Here is a 20,770-nt window from a genome sequence, read left to right as displayed (position 1 = left end):
GCGCCGCGCGCCGGGCCTAGGCTGGCCCGAAGGACGCGGCGCAGGAAGGCAGAGCATTGACGACCCAGACCCCCCCCGGCCATCAGGACGCCCAAGGCCCCGCGGGCGCGCTGGCGCCCTTCAGATACCCGGATTTCCGCAGGCTGTGGGGCGCCACGCTGATGTCGAATTTCGGCGGGCTGGTCCAGGCGGTGGGGGCGGCCTGGCTGATGACCCAGCTGACCGACAGCGCTACGCTGATCGCGCTGGTCCAGGCGTCGAACACGCTGCCGGTGATGCTGCTGGCGATCGCGTCGGGGGCCTTGGCCGACATCTTCGACCGCAAGACGCTGCTGATGTCGGCGCTGGTCTTCATGACGGTGGTGTCGCTGGCCTTGGCGGTGGTGGCCTGGACGGGGGGGCTGACGCCGTGGCTGCTGCTGGGCTTCACCTTCCTGCTGGGGGCGGGGCAGGCGGTCTACAACCCGCCCTGGCAGGCCAGCATGGGCGATCTGGTCGCGCGGCGCGACCTGCCGGCGGCGGTCAGCCTGAATTCCGTGGGCTTCAACCTGATGCGCAGCGTGGGGCCCGCGGCGGGGGGCATCATCGTGGCCACCTTGGGCGCGGCGGCGGCCTTCGTCGTGAACGCGGTCAGCTATCTGCCGCTGCTGGGCGCGATGAGCCGCTGGAAGCCGCAGCTGGCCCCCCGCGTCACCTCGCCCGAGCCGTTCATGGCGGCGATGGGGGCGGGGCTGCGCTATGTCGCGCTGTCGCCCAACCTGGTGCGGGTGATGGCGCGGGGCGCGCTGTTCGGCTTTGCGGCCATCGCGGTGCTGGCCCTGCTGCCCTTGGTCGCCAAGAGCCATCCGCAGGGCGGGTCGCTGCTGTTCGGGGGGCTGCTGGGCTGTTACGGCGTGGGGGCGATCGCGGGGGCGCTGCTGAACCCGCGCATCCGGGCGCGGATGGACAACGAACATGTGGTGCGCATGGCCTTTGCGGGCTTTGCGATGGCGGCGCTGGTGCTGGGACTGACGGAGTCCGTCTGGCTGCATGCGGCGGCGATGCTGCCGGCGGGGGCGGCCTGGGTGCTGGCGCTGTCGCTGTTCAACGTGACGGTGCAGCTGTCCACGCCGCGTTGGGTCGTGGCGCGGGCGCTGGCGCTCTATCAGACGGCGACCTTCGGGGGGATGGCGGCGGGGGCCTGGGTCTGGGGCGCGGTCGCGGGGGCGCAGGGGCTGGACGTGGCGCTGACGGCGGCGGGGGTCGTGCTGCTGGGCGGGGCGGCGATCGGGCTGTGGCTGCGCGCGCCGGAATTCGGCACGGTGGACCTGGACCCGGTGAACCGGTTCCGCGAACCCGCGCTGATGCTGGATCTGCGCGGGCGGTCGGGGCCGATCATGGTGATGGTCGATTACCGCATCGACCAGGCGGACGTGCCGGAATTCCTGCGGCTGATGCAGGAACGCCGCGCGATCCGGCGCCGCGACGGGGCGCGCAACTGGGCGCTGCTGCGCGACCTGGAACATCCCGGCCATTGGAGCGAGAGCTATCACATCGCCACATGGGACGAATATGTGCGCCACAACCTGCGCCGCACCAAGACCGATGCCGAGGTCACCGTCGCCCTGCGCGCCCTGCACCGGGGCGAGGGCGACCCGGTCGTGCATCGCATGATCGAACGCCACTCCGTCGGTCCCCAGGACGACGTGCCCCTGATGGGCAAGCTGGAGATCCCCTAGAGCCGGTCGCGCCAGCGGTTCACCAGCGGATAGCGCCGGTCCAGCCAGAAGGCACGGGTCGAGATGCGCGGCCCCGGCGCCGCCTGATACCGCTTCCATTCGCTGACATAGAGCAGCCTTTCCACCTGCCGCACCGTATCGGCATCGAAGCCCTGTGCCACCAGATCGGCCAGCGACAGGTCGCGTTCGACCAGCCCCTCCAGGATGGCGTCCAGCACCTCATAGGGGGGCAGGCTGTCATCGTCGCGCTGATCGGGGCGCAGCTCGGCGGATGGCGGCTTGGTGATGATGCGCGGGGTGATGACCTCGCCCGCCCGGCCCATCATCCAGTCGCGATGGTTCGCGTTCCGCCAGCGGCAGGTTTCGAACACCCGCGTCTTGTAGAGATCCTTGATCGGGTTATAGCCGCCCGCCATGTCGCCATAGATGGTGGCATAGCCGACTGCGACCTCGGACTTGTTGCCGGTGGTCAGCAGCATCTCGTTGAACTTGTTGGACAGCGCCATCAGCATCACGCCGCGCAGGCGGGACTGGATGTTCTCCTCGGTGATGTCTGGGCTCGTGCCCTCCATCAGATGCGCCAGCGCATCCCCCACCGCGTCGCGCGCCCCGTCGATGCGCACGGTGTCCAGCCGCGCGCCAAGCCGCGTCGCGCAATCGGCGGCGTCGTCCAGGCTGGCCTGGGAGGTGTATTCCGACGGCAGCATCACGCAGCGCACGTTTTCCGGCCCGATCGCGTCGCAGGCGATGGTCGCGACCAGCGCAGAATCGATGCCCCCCGACATGCCCAGCAGCACTTTGCGGAACCCCGACTTGCGCAGATAGTCGCGCAGGCCCAGCATCATCGCGTGGTAATCCTGTTCCCACGCGTCGGGCTGGGGCGCCATCAGGCCCGGTTCGGCGCGCCAGCCGTCTGGGCCATGGGTAAAGTCGACATGCACCACCGCCTCCTGAAAGGCGGGCAGCTGCACGACCTTGTGGCCGCCGGGGTTCAGCACGAAGCTGGCCCCGTCATAAAGCTGGTCGTCCTGTCCGCCGACCATGTTCACATAGACCAAGGGCAGGCCCGTCTCCACGACGCGGCCAACCATGTGGCCCATGCGCAGGTCCAGCTTGTCGCGGTGATAGGGGCTGCCATTCGGCACGACCAGGATCCCGGCCCCGGTCTCGGCCAGCGTCTCGGCCACGTCCGGGTACCAGCTGTCCTCGCAGATCGGGCTGCCGATGCGGGCCGCGCCCACCGGATAGGGGCCGCTGATCGGGCCGCTGTCGAACAGGCGCAACTCGTCGAAGAGCTGCTTGTAGGGCAGGTGGTGCTTCAGCACCCGCGCGACCAGCGCGCCGTCGCGGAACACCCACCACGCATTGTACAGCTGCCCTCCGTCGCGCCACGGGCCGCCGATGCCAATGGCGGGACCGCCGCTCAGGGACTGGCCCAGTTCCATGATCGCGGCCTCGGCCTGGGCGGTGAAGGCGGGCTTCAGCACCAGGTCCTGGGTCTGGTATCCGGTGATGAACATCTCGGGCAAAGCCAGCATGTCGGCGCCCGCATCGCGCGCGGTCTGCCATGCGGCGCGGGCGCGGTCCGCATTGCCGGGCAGGTCGCCCACGGTGGCGTTCAACTGCCCGATGGTCAGGCGGAAACGGTCGGTCATCGGCGGCACCCCGGTTGCTTGGCCCCTTGGATAGAGGATCGGGCCCGCAAGGAAAAGTCGGGCTTTGCGCGCGGGGCCCTTCCGCGCTAGACCTTCGGCAAAACGATAAGGGCAGAGGCGATGAAAGCGGCAATCGGAACGGCTCTGGCGCTGGCGATCCTGGCGGCGCCCGCCATGGGGCAGGTCATCACCCGGCAATATGACGATGGCGGCGTCTATGAGGGCACGTTCCGCAACGGGCTGCAGCACGGCCAAGGCAGCTATGTCCTGCCCAACGGATACCGCTATGAAGGGGATTGGGTCGAAGGCCAGATCATGGGCCAGGGCCGGGCGGAGTTTCCCAACGGTTCCGTCTATGAGGGCCGTTTCGCGCGCGGCAAGCCCGACGGCCAGGGCAGGATCACCTATGCCGATGGCGGCACCTATGAAGGGGACTGGGCCGAGGGCGAGATCACCGGCCAAGGCGTCGCGCGCTATGCCAACGGGTCGGTCTATGAGGGCGGCTTCGCCCGCGGGCTGCATCACGGCCAGGGCGTGCTGACCCAGGCCAACGGCTATCGCTATGACGGGGATTGGGTCGCGGGCGTCAAGGAGGGCGAGGGCCGCATCACCTATCCCGACGGCGCCACCTACGAAGGCGGCATGCTGGCCGGCCAGCGCGCCGGGCGCGGGGTGCTGCGCATGCCCGACGGGCTCAGCTATGACGGGGTCTGGGCGGCGGGCCAGATGTCGGGGACGGGGGTGCTGATCCAGCCCGCCGGCGACCGCTACGAGGGCCAGCTGGAGGGCGGGCGGCGCCAAGGCCGCGGCGTGGCCACCTATGCCAATGGCGATGTCTATGACGGCGACTTCGCCGATGACCGCCGCCATGGGCAGGGGACCTTCACCGGCGCGGACGGCTATGTCTATATCGGCGAATGGTCCCAGGGCCGGATGGAGGGGCGGGGCCAGATCACCTATCCCGACGGGTCGGTCTATCTGGGCCAGATGCGCGCCGACCGGCCGCATGGCACCGGCAAGATCACCTATGCCGACGGATCCACCTATGAGGGCCAGTGGGCCGAGGGCGTGATCGAGGGCGAGGGCCGCGCCACCTATGCCAATGGCATGGTCTATGAGGGCGGCTTTCGCAACGCGCGCAATCACGGCCAGGGGCGGATGTCCTATCCCGACGGCTATGTCTATTCCGGGGCCTGGCGCGACGGCCAGCGCCATGGCGAGGGCCAGGCGACCTATCCCGACGGCACGGTCTATACCGGCGGCTTCGTGGACGGGGTGCGTCAGGGCAGCGGGCGGCTGACCACGCCGGACGGCTTCGTCTACGAGGGTGGCTGGGCCGGGGGCGAGATCGACGGCGAGGGCGTGGCCACCTATGCCAATGGCGACCGCTACGAGGGCAGCTTTGCCGCCGGCAAGCGGCAGGGCCAGGGCGTGATGCGCTATGGCAGCGGCCAGGTCGCGTCCGGCGAATGGCAGGACAACCGCCTGATCGACGCGGATGCGCCGCCACCCGAGGCCGATGCCCCCGACCTGCCGACCGAGGCGCCGTGACCCGGTTCCGCCGCGCCCGGGCCGCGGACCTGCCCGCGATCCTGGCCCTGCTGGCCGATGACGCCTTGGGCGCGGGGCGCGAGGCGCCGGATGACATCGCACCCTATCAAGCGGCCTTCGCGGCGATCGAGGCCGATCCCGCGCAGCTGCTGGCGGTGGCCGATGATGACGAGCGGGTGGTCGGCACGCTGCAACTGACGCTGATCCCGGGCCTTGCGCGCGCCGGTGCGCTGCGCGGCCAGATCGAGGCCGTGCGCGTGGCCCGCGACCGGCGCGGATCGGGGCTGGGGCGGGCGATGATGGAATGGGCCATCGCGGAATGCCGGGACCGGGGCTGCGCGCTGGTCCAGCTGACCAGCGACAGGGCGCGGGCGGATGCGCATCGGTTCTATGACGGGCTGGGATTCACCGCGTCCCATCTGGGCTACAAGCTGGACCTGCGGGCCAACCCCGCAGCCTCACCCCCGCCGGTCGTCGGCTGAGAACAGCCCCGTCAGTGCCCGGCTGACCAGGCTGCCGACCTTGGGGCGGGGCTGGGCCAGGAAGGGCAGCGGGCGGCAGACCTCCATCGCGGCGATGCCGACGCGGGCGGTCAGGGCGCCGTTCACCAACCCCTCGCCGAAGCGGCGCGACAGCTTGGCCAGGACGCCCCCGCCCGCGACGGTCTGGATCAGGTCGTCGCCCGCCGCGACCGCGCCGGTGGCGATTAGATGCGTCATCACCGTGCGCGCCAGCCGCCATCCGCCCACCGCCCCCGCGCGCCCGCCATAGATCTCGGCCATGCGGCGGATCATCCGCAGATTGGCCGCCAAGGCCGCAACCACATCCACCAGCGCCAAGGGCACCAGCGCGGTCGTCGCGGCGACGGTGCGGGATGCGGCCTCGATCTCGCGCCGGGCCTGCTGGTCCAGAGGCGCCATCAGCTCGGCTTCGGCCAAGGTCAGCAGGGCGCGGGCGTCGAAGCTTTCGGCGCGGCGTTCGGCCAGGCGCTGGCGCTGCCATTCCGTCTCCGGCCGCTTGGCATAGAGCGCGACCAGCCCGTCGGTCACGGCCTTGGCGCGGTCCAGATCCTCGTCGGCCAAGGCGGCGCCGGCTTGGCGCTGCAGCGCGTCGATGCGGGCGAACCGGCGCCAGGCGCGCCATTCGCGCAGCGCCATGCCGATCGCGGCCAGTGTGAAGACCGCGAACAGCGTCACCGCCACCCAGCCCAGCAGCGGATAGCGCATCAGCAGCCGGTCGATGAAATCCAGCGCCGCCATCCCCAGCAGAAAGGCGAAAAGCGCGCCGCCCGCATTCAGGAACAGCCGCGTCAGCCGCGAGGGCGGGCGGCCCACCAGCCGGGTCACCATCTGCATCGTGCGCGGCTGCGGCAGGGGGGCGTCGGGTTCGTCGATCTGCGGCGCGTCCGCGGGGTTGGCGGCGGGGTTGGCGGCGGGCCGGTCGGGCGGGTCCAGGTCCAAGATGACGGGGCCGCGGGGCCGCTTGGGGGGTGTCGGTCACAGGCGGTCTCCGATCAGGAATTCGGCGGCGCGGTCCAGGCGGATATGGGGCGGCCCGTCGCCCGGGCGCAGGGTCAGGGGCGCGGGGGCGAAGTTCATGATCGCGTAATCGCCGTCCAGCCAGCGTTCCGCCCCCTGCCGCGCCGGATGCAGCAGCAGCCCGGGATCCGAGGGCAGCTCGCCCGCGAAGAAGGCGGCCCGGCGCCCGTCCAGCAGCTGGCCGCGCACCACGGGCAGGTCGCCGCCCTCATGGGGGACGATCTCCTCGGTGGTGGCGCGCAGGGCGGCGATGGCCATGGCCTCGGTCCGGGCGCCCTGGAAATCGGCGCGGTCGCGGGCCTCGCGTAGCATGGCCGACAGGATCGCGGTCAGGCGGTTGTGCTGGTGGTGATGCAGGTGATCGGCCTTGGTCGCGGCGAACAGGATGCGTTCCACCCGCCGCGTGCCCAGCAATTGGGCCAGCCAGCCCGCGCGGCCGGGGCGGAAGGCGCCCAGCACCTCGGCCATGGCGCGGCGGGTATCCTCGACCGCGCGGGGCCCCTGATGGATCGCGCCCAGCACGTCGACCAGCACCACCTGCCGGTCGATCCGGGCGAAATGGTCGCGAAAGAAGGGGCGTACGACGCGGGACTTGTAGGCCTCGAAGCGGCGGCGGAATTCGCGCCCCAGCTTGCCCGGCAGCAGCTCGGGCGGCAGGGGGGCGAAGGTCAGCGCGGGCGAGCCCGCCAGCTCGCCCGGGATCAGGAACCGGCCGGGCGTGCAATCGGACCACCCCGCCGCCCGCGCCGCGACCAGATGCGCGGTGTAGCGGTCGGCCAGGTCCTGGGCCACTGGTTCGCGAAAGGGATCGTCGGGACCGGTGGCCGACAGCGCGGCCAGAAAGGCATCGGCCTTGGGGCGGCCGGGGATGCGGTCCAGCACCTCGGCCGACCAGCGGTCGAAATCGCGGTCCATCAGCCGCAGGTCCAAGAGCCATTCGCCGGGATAATCCACGATGTCCACATGCAGGTTGCGGCTGCCGCGCAGACCGAAGAGGCCGCCCCCCTCCAGCCGCATGGACAGGCGCAGCTGGCTGACATGGCGGGTGCCGTCGGGCCAATGCGGTTCGGGCCCGGTCAGCGCGGCCAGGTGGCGTTCGTAGTCGAATCGCGGGATGGTGTCGTCGGGCTGGGGTTGCAGCCAGACGGCGCGCAGCCGCCCGTCCGCCGCCGCGCGCAGGGCCTGCATGCGGCCGCGCTCCAGCAGGTTGGCCACCAGCGAGGTGATGAACACCGTCTTGCCCGCCCGGCTGAGGCCGGTGACGCCGATCCTGACGACCGGATCGCCCAGGCCCAGCCCCTCGGTCACATCGCTGAGGATTCCCATTCTTACCCCTGTCTTCTGCGCCCCACCCAACGCCGCCGCCGGAAGATAGGTCCGCGGCCCGGCGATGTGTAGCGGGCGATTGTGCCCGGCGGGGTCGGGGCGCTAGAAGGCGGCCATGACCCTGACCCTGCCCATCGACGATGTCCTGCCCCAGATCTGCGCGGCGCTGGCCCGGGACGGGCGCGCCGTGCTGGTCGCGCCCCCCGGCGCGGGCAAGACCACGCGCGTGCCGCTGGCGCTGATGGACCGGATCGCGGGGCGCATCCTGATGCTGGAGCCGCGCCGGCTGGCCGCGCGCGCCGCCGCGGAACGCCTGGCGCAATCCCTCGGCGAGGCGCCGGGCGGGCGCGTCGGATACCGGATGCGTGGCGAGTCGGTGCCGGGCAGCCGCATCGAGGTGGTGACCGAGGGCATCCTGACCCGCATGATCCAGTCCGATCCCGGGTTGGAGGGGGTGGGCTGCGTGATCTTCGACGAATTCCACGAACGCAGCCTGAACGCCGATCTGGGCCTGGCCCTGGTCTGGGAGGCACGGGGCGCGCTGCGCGAGGATCTGGCGGTGCTGGTCATGTCGGCCACGCTGGATGCGGGGCCTGTGGCGGCACTGCTGGACGATGCGCCGGTGATCCGGTCCGAGGGGCGGGCCTTTCCGGTCGAGACGCGCTGGCTGGACCGGCCCCTGCCGCCGGGGGGGCGGCTGGCGGTGGATGCCGCACGCCTGATCCGCCAGGCCGAGGCCGAGACGCGGGCGACCGGCGGGACGATCCTGGCCTTCCTGCCCGGCGAGGGCGAGATCCGCCGCGTGGCCGCGATGCTGGAGGGGACGGGCTGCGAGGTGCTGCCGCTCTATGGGGCGCTGGACGCGCGGGCGCAGCGCGCGGCCCTGTCGCCGCCGGGCGATCTGCGGCGGATCGTGCTGGCCACGGCCATCGCCGAGACATCGCTGACCATTCCCGCGGTGCGGGTGGTGGTGGATGCGGGCCGGGCGCGGCGCGCGCGGTTCGATCCGGGCAGCGGCATGTCGCGGCTGGTGACCGAGCGGGTCAGCCGGGCCGAGGCCGAACAGCGCCGCGGCCGCGCCGGGCGCGTGGCGCCGGGCCTGTGCTATCGCCTGTGGGCGCGGGCCGAGGAGGGCGCGCTGCCGGCCTTCGCCCCGCCCGAGATCGCGGTGGCGGACCTGACCGGGCTGGCGCTGGAACTGGCGGCCTGGGGCGCGGGCGCGGGGGATCTGGCCTTTCTGACGCCCCCGCCCGAGGCGGCGCTGGCCGAGGCGCGGGCGCTGCTGGCCGATCTGGGGGCGCTGGACGGATCGGGGCGGATCACGGCGCATGGCCAGGCCTTGGCGCGGCTGCCGCTGCATCCGCGGCTGGCGCATATGCTGGCCGTGGCGGGGCCGCAGGCGGCGGATCTGGCGGCGCTGCTGTCTGATCGCGACCCCCTGCGCGGGGCGGGGGCGGATCTGGAGCTGCGGCTGCAGGCGCTTCGCGATCCGAACGCCCGCGGCCCGTGGGAGGCGAACCGCCAGGGGCTGGAGCGGATCCGGGCCGAGGCGCGCCGCCTGCGCCGCCTGATTGCGGCCCGCGACGGCGGGGGGGGGACGCCGTCCCCCCCGCACCCCCCCTTACGCCGCGCCTGGGGGGCGATCCCTTGTCGCCGGGGGGCATGGCCTCGCTGGCCTATCCCGATCGCATCGGGTTGCGCCGCCGGGGCGATGCGCCGCGCCATGTCCTGTCGGGCGGCAAGGGCGCCTGTCTGGATGCGGGCGACGCGCTGGCCGCCGAGCGCCTGATCGTGGCGCTGGACCTGGACGGCGACCAGCGCGAGGCGCGCATCCGCCTGGCCGCCCGGCTGGAGGAGGCCGAGCTGCGCGCGATCCATGGCGATCGGATCGAGCTCCGGCAGCTGTGCCTGTGGTCGCGCCGCGACGCCCGCATCCTGGCCCGGCGGCAGGAGGTGCTGGGCGCCCTGGTCCTGGCCGACGCGCCTTGGCCCGACGCCCCGCCCGAGGCGATGGCCCGCGCGGCGCTGGAGGGGCTGCGGCTGGACGGGCTGCCTTGGGCCGCGCAGGCCGCCCGGCTGCGCGCCCGCATCGCGCTGGTCCCCGATCTGGGGCCGGTCGACGATGCCGCCCTGCTGCAGGACGGCGACTGGCTGCTGCCTTGGCTGGGCCGGGTGCGCAGCCTGTCGGACCTGCGCGCGCTGGATTTGACCGAGGCGCTGAAGGCCCGCATCGGGTGGGACGGCCAGGCCCGCCTGGACCGCACCGCGCCCGCGCATTTCACCACGCCCCTGGGCCGCCGGGTGCCGATCGACTATGGCGGCGAGGAGCCCTCGGTCGAACTGCGCCTACAGGAGCTGTTCGGCGTCACCCGCCACCCGGTCGTGGGCGGGCGGCCGCTGCGCTTCGTGCTGCTGTCGCCGGGGGGCAAGCCGGTGCAGGTGACGATGGACCTGCCGGGCTTCTGGGCCAGCAGCTATGCCGATGTGCGCAAGGACATGCGCGGCCGCTATCCCCGCCACCCCTGGCCCGAGGACCCGACCGAGGCCGACCCCACCACCCGCGCCAAGCCGCGCGGGACCTAGTCCACCGCGCGGATCAGCTTGGCGTCCAGCACCTTGAGCACCTGCGCCAGGTCATGCCCGCGCTTGAGCACCCGCCCGTCCATGGCGATCACCGCATAGGCCCCTTGGGCCGCGCGCAGCCGGGGGCGTTTCTCGATCCGGTAGAGGGGGTGTTCGGTCGCCCGGCGGAACACGCTGAACACCGCCACGTCGCGCAGGAAGGACATGGCATAGTCGCGCCATTCCCCCGCCGCCACGAATCGCCCATAGGTGGACAGGATCAGCCCCAGCTCCTTGCGGTCGAAGACCACGCGGTCGGGATCGGGCAGCGGCGGAGGTCCGGCATTGATCATGACGGGATGGTGACACCGGCCCGCGGCCGGTGCAACGCCAAAGCCGTCAGTAGCAGCTGACCTTGTCGATCCGCCCGCCGCGGCCGTATTCGATGTTCAGCCGATCGGGGCGGAAATCGGCCGTGACCATGTCATCGGGACCGATCACCCGGGTGCCGAGCGGGAAGGTCATCCCCGTCAGCACCGTGCGCGGCTGGCCCACCAGGCCCTGATAGCCCGCGGCGCCGCATTCATCGGCGGCGGCGGGGGGCTCGGTCTCGGTGGGGACGGGTTCGCAGGCGGCCAGAAGGCCCAGGGACAGGGTCAGCGCGAGGCTGGCGGGAACGAGGCGCATCATGATCATCCGCAATCGATGGTGGTGATGGTGCCGGAGGCGTCCAGACGGAAGACGATCCGGTTCGGGTCATACTGCTGCGGCTCGATGCCGCGATATTCGACGACGCGATAGGTCTTGGTCACGCCCAGGCCGGGAATGCTGCTGCCGGGCTGGCCGACGGCGCTGGCATAGGCCTTGGCCCCGCAGAGGTCGGGCTGGCGTTCGGTCAGCCCGGCGATCCCGGTGGCCGGGGGCGGGGCGTCGGCGACCGGGGCCGCGACCGGCGTGGGCACCGGGTTGGCCCAGGGGTCCATCGGCACCGCCGATGCCGCGGGCGCGCCATAGGCACTGGGGTCCATATAGACCGGCGCCTGCGCCACAGGGTGCTGATAGGGGGCCTGCATCGCGGGCATGGCCGAGGCCGGGCCCGCTGGCGGCATCCGGCTGACGGGCGAGGCGCAGCCCGTCACCGTCACCGCCGCGGCCACCATCGCGGTCTGAAACGTCATTCCCCTGGGGGTCATTGCCTGTCACCTCTGCCGGTCGCTTGACGGACCTTTGTGCCGCCAGCATAGGCCGCGCCCGGGCGGTTGAGAACCCGGCCCGTGCATCACGTTTCAATCAGCGCAGGAATGCAACAGGGGGTCAGGCGGGCCGGTGCGCGGCCAGGAACAGGCGGGCCATGCGCTCGGCCTGATCGGTCAGCGCGGCGGGGGCGGGCGGCTTGCCCGACAGCATCGCCGGCAGCTGGATGCGCCCGATCATCAGCGCGACCATCTGGCGGGCGGATTCGCCACTGTCATGGGGGGCCAGCTGGCCGGTCTCGATCCAGGCGTCGATCAGGCGCGACAGGGGCGCGGTCACCCGCGTCGCGGTCGCGCGGTCATGGGCTTGGGCCGCATCGGGGAAACGCTGCGATTCCGCCGAGACCAGGCGCAGCAGGCTCAGCCGCGGCTGCGCGGTCAGCCAAGCACCGAGGCTGGCCAGAACCAGCGGCAGGGCGGTCGTGACGCGGCCCGCGGGGTCGGTCTCGAAGGCGGGTTCGCGGAAGGCGCTGTCCAGCACGGCGCGCAGCACCTCCTGGAACATCACCGTCTTGTCGGGGAAATAGCTGTAGAGCGTCGCCTTGGACACGCGGGCGGACCGGGCGATGTCATCCACGCTGGCGCCGGCAAATCCGTCGCGCAGAAAGATCACCGTCGCCCCGTCGCGCACCTGGTCGAACTTGCGCCCCTGGGTGATCGTCGGGTTCACGGTCGATGTCGTCTGGATGGTCATTCGCGGTTCCTGTCTCCGTCTCGCGTCTATGTAGTGTGCGATAAGCGAGTCAACATAATAAATCGCACGGAAAGTAAAATGCGCGGAATGGAAAATCGTTCCAACAAATGCGTGAACGTCCTGCGCCAGGGGCGGCGTTTCCCCTGTGGTCAGTCTGCGGGCTTTCGCCTAGCCTGCAGGCAGATGATCCCGCGCCCTCATCCAAGGAGAACGCATCCATGGCCGCCCACAAGACATCCTTCCGCGATTCCGTCGACCGCATGTTCACCCATGCCGCAGGCCTGATGAGCCTGGCACCGGGGTTGGAGGAGAAGATCCGCGTCTGCAACTCGACCTATACGGTGCGCTTCGGGGTGCGGCTGCGCGGGCAGATCCACACCTTCACTGGATACCGGTCGGTCCATTCCGAACATATGGAGCCCGTCAAGGGCGGCATCCGCTATTCGCTGGACGTGAACCAGGACGAGGTCGAGGCGCTGGCGGCGCTGATGACCTATAAATGCGCGCTGGTCGAGGTGCCCTTCGGCGGGTCCAAGGGGGGTCTGTGCATCGATCCCCGCGCCTGGAACGAGGAGGAGCTGGAGCGCATCACCCGCCGCTTCACCTACGAGCTGTCGCGGCGCAACCTGATCTCGCCTTCCCAGAACGTGCCCGCGCCCGACATGGGCACCGGGGAACGCGAGATGGCCTGGATGGCCGATGCCTACAAGCGGCTGCATCCCGACGACATCAACGCCAAGGCCTGCGTCACCGGCAAGCCGCGCACCGCGGGCGGCATCGACGGGCGCGTCGAGGCCACGGGCCGGGGCGTGCAATATGCGCTGCGCGAGGTCTTCCGTCATGACGACGTGATGAAGCGGGCGGGCCTGTCCGGCGATCTGGGCGGCAAGCGCGTGGTCGTGCAGGGCCTGGGCAATGTGGGTTATCACGCGGCCCAGTTCCTGTCGGCCGAGGACGGGTCGCTGGTCACCTGCGTGATCGAGCGCGACGGCGTGATCCGCAACCCCAAGGGCATCAACATCGACGCGCTGCGCGGCCACATCCAGTCGACCGGCGGGGTCAAGGGCTTTGCCGGCGGCGACTTCACCGAGGACGGGCTGCGCGCGCTGGAGGATGAATGCGACATCCTGATCCCCGCCGCGGTGGAAAGCGTGATCGACGGCGACAATGCCGCGCGGCTGCGCTGCAAGCTGATCATCGAGGCCGCGAACGGTCCCGTCACCGCGGATGCCGACGAGATCCTGCGCGAGAAGGGCGTCGTCATCATCCCCGACATGTATGCCAATGCCGGCGGCGTGACCGTGTCCTATTTCGAATGGGTCAAGAACCTGTCCCAGATCAGCCTGGGCCGGCTGGAGCGCCGCCACGAGGAGGCCCGCGCCCGCATGCTGGTCGAGGAGCTGGAGCGTCTGTCCGCCGATACGGGCCTGAACTGGACCCTGTCCAAGGGCTTCAAGGAGAGCTTCCTGACCGGCGCGGACGAGCGGGAGCTGGTGCGGTCGGGTCTGGACGACACGATGCGGACCTCGTTCCAGAAGATGAAGGAGGTCTGGCTGAACAACTCCAAGGTCCATGACATGCGCACGGCGGCCTATGTGGTGGCGATCCGGCGCATCTCGAACGTCTATAATTCGTTGGGGCTGTAAGGGGGGCGCTGCCCCCCGTCCTGCGGACTCCCCCCGGGGTATTTCTCCAACGGAGAGAGCCCCGTCAGGGGCGGGGGGCGGCGGCGCGGCGCAGGCGGTCGTTGATCGCCGCGCCGAGGCCGTGATCCGGGATCGGCGCGACCGAGATGGGCAGGCCCTGCGCATCGGCGCGTCTGAGGATGTCGAAGAGGCGGGCCGCGGCCTCGGTCAGGTCGGCTGTGGGCGAGAGGGTCAGGGGGCCGGGGCCGAAGGCGATGTGGGTCTCGCCCGGTTCGGGTCGGGCGTTCAGGCGCAGGGCCGCGCGGGGGGCGTAATGGCTGGTCAGCTGGCCGGGCGCGTTCGGGGCCGAGGGATCGGCCAGATGCCGGGCCAGGGGGTGGCCGAGGGCGGCCTCGATCGCCTCGGTCGGGATGCCGCCGGGGCGGAGCAGCGTCGCGTGCCCGTCATGCCAGCCGATGATCGTCGATTCGAGGCCGACGAGGCAGGGGCCGCCATCCAGCACCGCGGATATGCGGCCGTCGAGGCCGGTGTCACGGTCCAGCACGTGATCCGCCGTGGTCGGGCTGATCCGGCCCGAGGCATTGGCCGAGGGCGCGGCCAGCGGGCCGGTGCGGCGCAGGAGCGCCTGCGCTACCGGATGGGCGGGGACGCGCAGGCCGACCGTGTCCAGCCCCGCCGTCACCAGCGAGGCGATGCCCGCATCGGGGCGCAGCGCCAGCACGAGGGTCAGCGCGCCGGGCCAGAAGGCCTGTGCCAGGGACTGGGCCTCGGGCGGGAACCGCGCCAGGGTCCGGGCGGTGGCCAGGTCCGGGACATGCACGATCAGGGGGTTGAAGCTGGGCCGGCCCTTGGCCTGATAGATGCCAGCCACCGCCGCGCCGTCGCGGGCATCGGCGGCCAGGCCATAGACCGTCTCGGTCGGGATGGCGACGCAGGCGCCCGCCTCCAGCAGCCGGGCGGCGCGGTCCAGTCCGTCATCATTGGGGATCAGGCGCAGGGTCTGCATGTCGTGACGCGGGGTTTCGGTTGAGAATGGGCAGGCCGCGGCCCAAGATGGCCGCGATTGCCCGCAGATACACGCGCCTGCTCCCGATGCCAAGGCGCGAGGAGGAGACCCCATGAGCTACAAGGCCCCGGTCGCGCAGATCGACTTCATCCTGAACCATGTCGTGCCCTTCCGCGATGTCGCCGCCACCGACCGCTTTGCCGAGGCCACGCCCGAGACCGCCACCGCGATCCTGGACGAGGCCGGCAAGCTGTGCACCAACGTGCTGGCGCCCCTGAACCGGGCCGGCGACGAGACCCCGGCGCGGCTGGAGAACGGGGTCGTGCGGTCCTCGCCCGGTTTCGCCGACGGGTTCCGGGCGATCGCCGAAGGGGGCTGGGTGGGCGTCTCGGCCGATCCGGAATTTGGCGGCATGGGCCTGCCGCAGGCGCTGAACATGGCCGTGGCCGAGATGATGTCGGGCGCGAACCTGGCGCTGCAGCTGAACCCGCTGCTGACCCAGGGCCAGATCGAGGCGCTGGAGCATCATGCCAGCGACGAGATCAAGGCGCTCTATCTGCCGCGGCTGATCAGCGGCGACTGGTCGGGCACGATGAACCTGACGGAGCCGGGCGCGGGCAGCGATGTGGGCGCGCTGGTCACCAAGGCGGAACCGGCGGGCGACGGCACCTATCGGGTGACGGGCCAGAAGATCTATATCACCTGGGGCGACAGCGACGTGACCGCGAATGTTTGCCATCTGGTGCTGGCGCGCCTGCCCGGTGCGCCCAAGGGCACGCGCGGGATCAGCCTGTTCATGGTGCCGAAATTCATCCCCGACGATGCGGGCGAGCCGGGGGTCGCGAACAGCCTGAAGGTCGTCAGCCTGGAGCACAAACTGGGCATCCATGGCAGCCCGACCTGCGTGATGTCCTTCGAGGGTGCGACCGGCTGGCTTGTCGGTGCCGAGAACAAGGGCATGGCCGCGATGTTCACCATGATGAACTGCGCCCGTCTTGGCGTGGGCATGCAGGGCGTGGGCGTGGCCGAGGCGGCGCTGCAGCAGGCCGTGGCCTATGCCCATGACCGCAACCAGATGGGCCCGATCATCCAGCATCCCGACGTGCGCCGGATGCTGGGAACCGCCCGGGCCGAGATCTTTGCCGCCCGCGCCATCGGCCTGGCCTGCGCCACCGCCATCGACATGGAACGCGCGTCCGGCGATGCCGATCATGCGGCCCGTGCGGCGTTCCTGACGCCCATCGCCAAGGCCTATGGCACCGATGTCGGCATCCGCGTGGCCGATCTGGGCGTGCAGGTCCATGGCGGCATGGGCTACGTCGAGGAGACGGGCGCCGCGCAATATCTGCGCGACGTGCGCATCACCTCGATCTACGAGGGCACGAACGGCATCCAGGCGATGGACCTGGTCGGCCGCAAGCTGTCGGACGGGGGCGAGGCCGCGATGCGCCTGCTGGACGAGGTTCTGGACGGCGCGAAATCCGCGCAATCCGCCCATCCCCAGCTGGCCAACGACCTGTGGCAGGCCGCCGAGACCCTGCGCGAGGCGACCCAATCCCTGCTGGAGCGCGACCTGACCGAGCGTTTCGCGGGCGCCGTGCCCTATCTGACCGCCTTCGCGCGGGTGCTGGGCGGGCATTACCACCTGCGCGCCGCGATGGCCGGGGGCGCGGCCCAGCAGGCGCTGGCGCGGGTCTTCATGGCCCGCGTGCTGCCCCATAACGCGGGCGCGCTGGCCGAGGCGCTGGCCGGGCTGGACGATCTGACGGGCATCTCGGACGCGGCGCTGGCGGGCGATTTCGCGGCGTGATCCGCACGCCCCATCCCACCCCGCCCGAGGAGGGCGCGGCCACCGAGGTCGCGCCCGGCATCCTGTGGATGCGCCTGCCCCTGCCCATGGCGCTGGACCATGTGAACGTCTATGCGCTGGATGACGGGGACGGCTGGACGATCATCGACACCGGCTTCGACAGCAAGCGCGGCCGCGCCATCTGGCAGGGCCTGCTGGACGGGCCTCTGGCCGGGCGGCCGGTGCGGCGGGTGATCGTCACCCATCATCATCCCGACCATGTGGGCCTGGCCGGCTGGTTCATGGCCCGCGGCGCGTCCCTGTCGATGAGCCGCACGGCCTGGCTGATGGCGCGGATGCTGACCTTGGACATCCAGGACCGCGCCAGCCCGCAGGCGCTGGACTTCTGGCGCCGGGCCGGGATGGACCCCGCGCTGCTGGACCGGCGCGCGTCGGAACGGCCCTTCAACTTCGCCGATGTGGTCCATCCGCTGCCCCTGGGCTTCGAACGGCTGGCCGATGGCGAGGTGATCGCCGCGGGCGGGCGGCGCTGGCGCGTGGCGATGGGGCATGGGCATGCGCCCTGCCATGTGACGCTGTGGTCGCAGGATGACGATCTGGTGATCGGGGGGGACCAGCTGCTGCCCGGGATCTCGCCCAATCTGGGGGTCTATCCGACCGAGCCCTTGGCCGATCCGGTGGGCGAATGGCTGGAAAGCTGCACCCGGCTGGCGGGGCTGGCCCGCGACGACCAGCTGGTCCTGCCGGGGCACAAGCTGCCCTTCACGGGCCTGCCCTTCCGCCTGACCCAGCTGATCCAGAACCACCATGCCGCGCTGGAGCGGTTGACCGAGGCGCTGGCCCAAGGGCCGCGCAGCGCTGTGGGCTGTTTCGACATCCTCTATCGCCGCCGCATCGGCGATGGCGAATACGGCCTGGCCCTGGTCGAGGCGGTCGCGCATCTGAACCACCTGCACCGCGCCGGGCGCATACGCCCCGCGGGCGAAACCGACGGTGCGACGCTGTGGAGGGCGTGACAGGCAGGCCGCAATCCGCTATCGCAAGGCAAAACCATCCAGGAGGGCAGATGATGGCCGATTACGACAACAAACCCGAGGCGACCCAGGGCAGCATGGACCTGACCGAGCACAAGAAGACCTTTGCGGGCTTCATCCGCGGCTCCATCTGGATCACCGGGCTGTCGATCGGCGTGCTGATCTTCCTGGCGCTGGTCAACGGCTGATCGGACCCATGGAACGTCGCGTCTTTCTTGCGGCCTCGCTGCCGCTGGCCCTGGCCGCCTGCGGGGCCGACAATGTCTGGGCCTCGGACGAGGATGTGCGCCGCGCGCGCTATCGCTCCTCCGAACCGCCGGGGATCACGCTGTTCACCGTGATCGGCATCCCGCGGGGCGAGGGCGGTCATTCCGGCCTGATGCTGAACGGCAGCCAGCGCGTGCTCTATGATCCGGCGGGCAGCTGGGAACATCCGGCCATCCCGGAACGGCGCGACGTGTTCTACGGGATCACCGACAACATCAAGCGGTTCTACATCGACTATCACGCCCGCTCGACCTATTTCGTGGCCGAGGACACCATCCCCGTCCCGCTGGAGATCGCCGACCTGGCCATCCGCCGCGCCGAGGCGAACGGGTCCGGCAACAAGAGCTTCTGCGCCGTGGAATCGGCCCGCGTCCTGTCCGGCGTGCCGGGATTCGAGACCGTGCCGCGCGGGTTCTCGCCCCTGCGGCTGCGGGAATGGTTCCTGCGCCAGCCGGGCGTGATCTCGCGCGAATATCGCGACGGGGATCCGGCCATCGCCCATGACGTGATGATCCGCCGCAAGGACGGGACGATCATCGGGCAGGCCCGCTGAGGCTCAGCCCAGATACAGCAGCCCCGCCAGCGTGATGCCCCCGGCCAGGATGGCCAGCATCACGTTGCGGGTCAGCACCCCCACCGCGACCGTCGCCGCAGCCGCCGCCATGCGCGGCGGATCGGCCGCCCCTCCGGTCGCGGCGGGCCAGACGACCAGCGGCGCGACCAGCGCGGGCAGCACTGCCACCGGGGTATAGCGCAGCATCCGCATCACCCATCCCGGCAGGTCCCGGTCGCCCAGCACCCCCAGAAAGGACCAGCGGATCAGGTAGGTGCCGACCCCCAGCACCAGGATGATCGCCCAGATCTGGCCGTCAGACGCCTGCATCGCGCATCCCCCTTCGTTCCGTCCATGCCTCGACCAGCGCGCCGGTGGCCATGCCGACGGGCGCCGCGATCAGCAGCCCCAGCCCCGATGGCAGCCCCGCCAGCAGCAGCGCGCCCAGGATCGCCACGAAGCAGGCTGCCAGATGCGCCGCCGTGCGCAGCATCGGCGCGATCATCGCCAGAAAGGTGATGGGCATGGCAAAATCCAGTGCGATCCCATCCGGAATGGCCTGGCCCACCGTGGCCCCCGCCCAGGTCGCGGCCATCCAAGGCAGGCACAGCACCACCGCCGTGCCCGCGAAATAGGCCAGCCGCTGCGACAGGGCCAGGCGCGGGTGGCGTTCGTAATGCTGGATCGACAGGGCATAGCTCTGGTCGATCAGCGCATAGGCGACCCAGGCCTTCTGCCGCCCCGAGGCGCCGCGCAGCCACGGCATCAGCGATGCCGAATACATCGCCATGCGCAGGTTCACGGCCAGCCCCGACAGGATCACGATGATCGCGGGCGCATTGTCCGACAGCAGCTGGACGGCGGTGAATTGCGACGCCCCCGCCAGGACCAGCACCGAGAACCCCATGACCTGCGCCAGATCCAGCCCGGCCTCGGTCGCGACCAGCCCGAAGAGCAGCGCGAAGGGCACGATCACCACAAGGAAGGGCAGGGACTGGACGATGCCGTGGCGAAAGGCCTGGGCGGGGCTGCGCGCCAAGGCGCGGCGGCCGGCCTCGTCGGCGGCCGGCGGCCCGGATGGCGGGCGGGGTTCGGGGGCAGGGGACATGCGCTGTCCTGTGATTGGCATCTCGCCCGGCCTTGCTGGCACGAAGCGGGCGGGCGGGCAAGGCCGGGCGGTGCAGATCGTGCAACCCCGCCCTGAACCCCTAGCCGAAGACCCCTGAGACGCGCCCCAGCAGCATGAAGGCCCGGGCCGACCGGCTGTCGGCCAGGACCGCGATCTGCAGGTCGTCCAGATGCGGCACCAGCCGGGCGGTCAGCCCGTCGAAATGGCGCAGGAAATGCTGGGCTGTGTCGCGGAAGATCTCGTCCTCCTGCATCATCGCGGCGGCGATCTGCAGGGCCTCGGGCTGGTGGATGCCGCCCAAGGCCGCGACGGCGCTGCCGCGTTCGCCCGCGGCAAAGCGGCGCCAGACATCGGGCCGCGCCGGATGCGGCGGCAGGTCGTCCATGTAGATGTCGCGCCCGGCCATCAGCGTGACCACGTCCTGGGCCGCGCGCAGCACGCGCGAATTGGCGGGATCGGCCAAGGCGGCGCGCAGCGCCTCGATGGCCGCGTGATCGTCCGGCCCGTCGGGAAAGTTCAAGGCCTGGATCAGCGTGACGGGGGCGATGGGCTGGCCCGGCTCCTCCGGGGTGGCGCCGGCGCGGTCATCGGCGCGGGCATCGGCGCGGGGCCGGGGCTGGGCGGGCACCCGCGCGGCGCGGGGCTGGGCCATGGCCGCGGGCTCGGGCCGGGGTTCGGGTTCGGCGTCCTGCGGGGCGTCCTGCGGGGCCGCGTCCCCGGGCAATGCTTCGCCGCGCATCGCCTCGCCGCGCAGGCGCGACAGGCGGGCGCGCAGATCGTCGGATTCGGCGCGCAGTTCGGCCAGTTGCCGCGCCAGGTTCACGCCGGTCCAGACCAGCGCCACGGGCAGGATCACGCCGACCAGGCTGACCAGCCGCGCCACGCCGGATGCGCCGTCGCCGCCCCCCGGCGCCAGCAGCCAGAACAGCAGGACCAGAAACAGCCAGGCCCCGGTCAGCGCCATGCCCACCGAGGTGATGCGGTCGCGGTTCGAAAGGCTGGCGATGCGTGCGATCAGGGACATGGGT

19 protein-coding genes and 1 pseudogene are annotated in these 20,770 nt (G+C 71.3%); 9 read left to right on the top strand and 11 right to left on the bottom strand.

The genetic code is table 11. The features are described from left to right. Nucleotides 1-56: 56 nt before the first annotated feature. Nucleotides 57-1,718 carry an MFS transporter gene (locus JHW48_RS13825; RefSeq protein WP_272835636.1) on the top strand — a complete coding sequence of 554 codons (1,662 nt, stop codon included), beginning with the start codon at nucleotides 57-59 and terminating at the stop codon, nucleotides 1,716-1,718. Here the strand turns inward: JHW48_RS13825 and JHW48_RS13820 are convergent. Next, nucleotides 1,715-3,373 (bottom strand): NAD+ synthase, encoded by a 1,659-nt coding sequence (locus JHW48_RS13820; RefSeq protein ID WP_119887820.1) that lies wholly within the window; start codon nucleotides 3,371-3,373, stop codon nucleotides 1,715-1,717. The two genes, JHW48_RS13825 and JHW48_RS13820, sit on opposite strands and share 4 nt — an antisense overlap. A 120-nt stretch (nucleotides 3,374-3,493) precedes the next feature. Here JHW48_RS13820 and JHW48_RS13815 point away from each other — a divergent pair, with 120 nt between their 5' ends. After that, nucleotides 3,494-4,924: an MORN repeat-containing protein gene (locus JHW48_RS13815; RefSeq protein ID WP_119887819.1), complete on the top strand. Its 1,431-nt coding sequence runs from the start codon at nucleotides 3,494-3,496 to the stop codon at nucleotides 4,922-4,924. Next, complete coding sequence (locus JHW48_RS13810; RefSeq protein ID WP_205962001.1) at nucleotides 4,921-5,406, top strand: GNAT family N-acetyltransferase; 486 nt, start codon at nucleotides 4,921-4,923, stop codon at nucleotides 5,404-5,406. The genes JHW48_RS13815 and JHW48_RS13810 overlap by 4 nt, the downstream gene beginning before the upstream one ends. Here the strand turns inward: JHW48_RS13810 and JHW48_RS13805 are convergent. Together JHW48_RS13805 and JHW48_RS13800 are read right to left on the bottom strand one after the other, a co-directional pair. After that, nucleotides 5,383-6,384 (bottom strand): YcjF family protein, encoded by a 1,002-nt coding sequence (locus JHW48_RS13805; protein ID WP_272835635.1) that lies wholly within the window; start codon nucleotides 6,382-6,384, stop codon nucleotides 5,383-5,385. The two genes, JHW48_RS13810 and JHW48_RS13805, sit on opposite strands and share 24 nt — an antisense overlap. A 36-nt stretch (nucleotides 6,385-6,420) precedes the next feature. Then, the gene (locus JHW48_RS13800) at nucleotides 6,421-7,788 is read right to left on the bottom strand and encodes a YcjX family GTP-binding protein (protein WP_119887173.1); all 1,368 of its coding nucleotides are present in this window, start codon (nucleotides 7,786-7,788) and stop codon (nucleotides 6,421-6,423) included. A 115-nt stretch (nucleotides 7,789-7,903) separates the two neighbouring features. Between JHW48_RS13800 and hrpB the strand changes: the two are divergent. Beyond that, nucleotides 7,904-10,371 (top strand): annotated as a pseudogene (gene hrpB / locus JHW48_RS13795) (ATP-dependent helicase HrpB). On the opposite strand, the gene JHW48_RS13790 reads toward hrpB, so the two are convergent. The 4 genes from JHW48_RS13790 to JHW48_RS13775 form a co-directional block, all read right to left on the bottom strand. Continuing rightward, nucleotides 10,368-10,703: a DUF2794 domain-containing protein gene (locus JHW48_RS13790; protein WP_119887175.1), complete on the bottom strand. Its 336-nt coding sequence runs from the start codon at nucleotides 10,701-10,703 to the stop codon at nucleotides 10,368-10,370. The pseudogene hrpB and the gene JHW48_RS13790 overlap by 4 nt on opposite strands. A 46-nt stretch (nucleotides 10,704-10,749) precedes the next feature. Further along, entirely contained in the window at nucleotides 10,750-11,046 is a 297-nt protein-coding gene (locus JHW48_RS13785; protein WP_272835634.1) for an I78 family peptidase inhibitor, read from the bottom strand. Further along, nucleotides 11,043-11,528: a hypothetical protein gene (locus tag JHW48_RS13780; protein ID WP_240637925.1), complete on the bottom strand. Its 486-nt coding sequence runs from the start codon at nucleotides 11,526-11,528 to the stop codon at nucleotides 11,043-11,045. The genes JHW48_RS13785 and JHW48_RS13780 overlap by 4 nt, the downstream gene beginning before the upstream one ends. A 136-nt stretch (nucleotides 11,529-11,664) precedes the next feature. After that, nucleotides 11,665-12,297 carry a TetR/AcrR family transcriptional regulator gene (locus JHW48_RS13775; RefSeq protein ID WP_119887176.1) on the bottom strand — a complete coding sequence of 211 codons (633 nt, stop codon included), beginning with the start codon at nucleotides 12,295-12,297 and terminating at the stop codon, nucleotides 11,665-11,667. A gap of 218 nt (nucleotides 12,298-12,515) precedes the next feature. Between JHW48_RS13775 and JHW48_RS13770 the strand changes: the two genes are divergently transcribed. Then, nucleotides 12,516-13,943 (top strand): Glu/Leu/Phe/Val family dehydrogenase, encoded by a 1,428-nt coding sequence (locus JHW48_RS13770; protein WP_119887177.1) that lies wholly within the window; start codon nucleotides 12,516-12,518, stop codon nucleotides 13,941-13,943. A gap of 64 nt (nucleotides 13,944-14,007) precedes the next feature. Here the strand turns inward: JHW48_RS13770 and JHW48_RS13765 are convergent, their stop codons facing one another. Further along, complete coding sequence (locus JHW48_RS13765; protein WP_119887178.1) at nucleotides 14,008-14,949, bottom strand: L-threonylcarbamoyladenylate synthase; 942 nt, start codon at nucleotides 14,947-14,949, stop codon at nucleotides 14,008-14,010. Between the two features lie 112 nt (nucleotides 14,950-15,061). Between JHW48_RS13765 and JHW48_RS13760 the strand changes: the two genes are divergently transcribed. From JHW48_RS13760 to JHW48_RS13745, 4 genes are read left to right on the top strand one after another with little or no spacing between them, the layout of a single operon-like run. Next, nucleotides 15,062-16,759: an acyl-CoA dehydrogenase family protein gene (locus JHW48_RS13760; RefSeq protein ID WP_119887179.1), complete on the top strand. Its 1,698-nt coding sequence runs from the start codon at nucleotides 15,062-15,064 to the stop codon at nucleotides 16,757-16,759. Further along, a complete protein-coding gene (locus tag JHW48_RS13755; RefSeq protein ID WP_240637926.1) occupies nucleotides 16,756-17,775 on the top strand; it encodes an MBL fold metallo-hydrolase in 1,020 nt (339 codons plus the stop codon). The genes JHW48_RS13760 and JHW48_RS13755 overlap by 4 nt, the downstream gene beginning before the upstream one ends. Before the next feature lie 50 nt (nucleotides 17,776-17,825). Then, nucleotides 17,826-17,981, top strand: coding sequence for an aa3-type cytochrome c oxidase subunit IV (locus JHW48_RS13750; RefSeq protein ID WP_336390891.1), 156 nt, complete (start codon nucleotides 17,826-17,828; stop codon nucleotides 17,979-17,981). Nucleotides 17,982-17,989: 8 nt separating this feature from the next. After that, on the top strand, nucleotides 17,990-18,613 hold the full coding sequence (locus tag JHW48_RS13745) for a hypothetical protein (RefSeq protein WP_119887180.1): 624 nt from the start codon (nucleotides 17,990-17,992) through the stop codon (nucleotides 18,611-18,613). A gap of 3 nt (nucleotides 18,614-18,616) precedes the next feature. On the opposite strand, the gene JHW48_RS13740 is transcribed toward JHW48_RS13745, so the two are convergent. The 3 genes from JHW48_RS13740 to JHW48_RS13730 all read right to left on the bottom strand — a co-directional run bounded on the left by JHW48_RS13740 (nucleotide 18,617) and on the right by JHW48_RS13730 (nucleotide 20,766). Then, nucleotides 18,617-18,943, bottom strand: coding sequence for an AzlD domain-containing protein (locus tag JHW48_RS13740; protein ID WP_119887181.1), 327 nt, complete (start codon nucleotides 18,941-18,943; stop codon nucleotides 18,617-18,619). Further along, on the bottom strand, nucleotides 18,930-19,721 hold the full coding sequence (locus tag JHW48_RS13735; RefSeq protein ID WP_119887182.1) for an AzlC family ABC transporter permease: 792 nt from the start codon (nucleotides 19,719-19,721) through the stop codon (nucleotides 18,930-18,932). The genes JHW48_RS13740 and JHW48_RS13735 overlap by 14 nt, the downstream gene beginning before the upstream one ends. 100 nt (nucleotides 19,722-19,821) lie before the next feature. Beyond that, nucleotides 19,822-20,766: a hypothetical protein gene (locus JHW48_RS13730; protein ID WP_272835633.1), complete on the bottom strand. Its 945-nt coding sequence runs from the start codon at nucleotides 20,764-20,766 to the stop codon at nucleotides 19,822-19,824. Between the last annotated feature and the right edge of the window lie 4 nt (nucleotides 20,767-20,770).

This window comes from Paracoccus aestuarii (assembly GCF_028553885.1).
Taxonomy (GTDB): Bacteria; Pseudomonadota; Alphaproteobacteria; order Rhodobacterales; family Rhodobacteraceae; genus Paracoccus; species Paracoccus aestuarii.
Note: the sequence above shows the minus strand (reverse complement) of the source record. Positions and strands in the feature narration are given on the sequence as shown.